The 2,067-nt window shown below is 72.6% G+C and carries 1 protein-coding gene; it reads left to right on the forward strand.

What is annotated here, in order from left to right:
- Positions 1–57 precede the first annotated feature (57 nt).
- Positions 58–2,067 (forward strand): acyltransferase domain-containing protein (locus tag AB0A61_RS41030; RefSeq protein WP_361304720.1); only part of this gene is annotated, 2,010 nt, incomplete at its 3' end.

Below are 2,067 nucleotides of genomic sequence, written 5' to 3' on the forward strand. Positions count from 1 at the left end.
GGGCAGCCGATCGCCGATGCATTGGTGGGAAGTGCCGGCGCCCGGAAGACGGCGTTGGTGTTCGCGGGGCAGGGCAGCCAGCGTGTCGGTATGGGCCGTGAGCTGCAGGGGCTGAGTGCGGTGTTCGCGGCGGCGTTCGACGAGGTGTGCGCGGCGTTCGACGGGCTTCTGGATCGTCCGTTGCGGGAGCTGATCCTGAGTGCGGGGACCGACGAGGAGATCCTGGCACGGACCGGGTACGCGCAGCCGGCCGTCTTCGCGGTGGAGGTCGCGCTGTTCCGGCTGCTGGAGTCACTGGGTGTGCGCCCGGACTTCGTGGCGGGGCATTCGATCGGTGAGCTGGTGGCGGCGTACGTGGCCGGGGTGTGGTCGCTGCCGGACGCGGCCCGGCTGGTGGCGGCCCGGGGGCGGCTGATGCAGGCCGCGCCCGCTGGCGGGGCGATGGTGTCCCTGCGCGTAACGGAGGCCGAGGTCCGCGCAAGCCTGGAAGCGCTGGGCGTGGTGGACACGGTGTCCGTCGCGGCTGTCAACGGTCCCCGTCAGACGGTGGTCTCCGGCGACGCGGGGGCTGTGGAACGGGTCGCGGAGCACTGGCGGGCCCAGGGACACCGCACCAAGAAGCTGCTGGTCAGCCATGCCTTCCACTCCGCCCACATGGACGGAGCGCTTGAGGAGTTCCGGCAGGTCGCAGCGACCGTCCGGTGTGAGCGGCCACGCATCCCCGTGGTCTCCGCGGTTACGGGACGGGTGGCCTCCTGCGAGGAGCTGGCCGATCCTGCTTACTGGGCCGGGCACATCCGGCGTACCGTCCGCTTCGCCGACGCCGTCGGCTGTCTGCGCGAGGAAGGCGTGACGACGTTCCTGGAGGTCGCAGGGCATCAGGCGGTGGCCCAGCAGATTGAGGAGACCCTGGAAACCCTGTCCGCCGCCCCCGAGGACGTGACCGTCGCAAGCGTCACACCGGACCCGTACGGACTGGTGGGCGCACTCGCCCGCTCCCACGTGACAGGCACGGACGTCGACTGGCCGGCGTGGTTCACCCGGACCCCCGCCACCCCCGTCGACCTGCCCACCTACCCCTTCGACCACCGCCCCTACTGGCTCGCCGACGACGGCACCCAGGGTGCGTCCGCCACACCGGACCAGGCCACCTGGCACCCCCTGCTCGGGCCGGGTCTGGAACTCGCGGGCAGCATCAGCACGGTCTACTCGGGTCGGCTGTCACCGCGGGCCCACCCGTATCTCGCCGATCCGGTCACCGGTACAGCACAGCTCCCCGGCACCGCACTCCTGGAACTCGCCCTGCGCCTGGGCGAGCGGGAAGGCGTGCCGCAGCTCGACGATCTCACCCTGGAGCAGCCGCTCCCGCTGCCCCCGTACGGCACGGTCGACCTCCAGGTGACCCTGGAGGGACCCGACTCCGCGGGACTGCGGGCGCTCAGCGTCCACGCGCGCCGCGAGGGCGAACCCTGGACCCTGCACGCCAGAGGCCTGCTCGCCCCGGCGACCGCGACCGGTGCTTCTGACCTTTCGGAGCGGGCCGTCGACGTGACCGTGCCCGAGCACGGCGGCTTCGCGTTCCACCCGGCCGCCCTGGAAGCCGCGCTGCGTCCCCTCCTGCCCGACACCACCCGCCCGGACACCGTCCACGTGCCGACGTCGTGGCGCGGGGCGCTGCTGCACACCCCGGACTCCCGGCTTGCGGGGGACCTGCGCATACGGCTCACCCCGACCGGGCCCGACGTGTTCGACCTGACGGTGACCGACGCGTCCGACGCGCTGGTGGCGACCGTGGAAGCGATGGGTGTCACCGCTGTGCCGCTGGCCGATCTCACCCCGGCCGGCCTGCTGCACCATGTGGTGTGGGAACCCTTGCTCGGGGTCGTCGCCCCGGACACCCCGCAGCTGCCGGAGCCGGTGGTGGTGAGGGTGTCCGCGGGTGATGCGGTGGAGGAGGCCGTAGCCACGGTGTTGGATCGGCTGCGGGACTGCCTGGCTGGTGACGGGCGTGTGGTGGTGGTGACGGCTTCCGGTGACGCGGCGGGGGCCGCGGTGGGTGGACTGGTG

This window comes from Streptomyces sp. NPDC046197 (assembly GCF_040646295.1).
Lineage (GTDB): Bacteria > Actinomycetota > Actinomycetes > Streptomycetales > Streptomycetaceae > Streptomyces.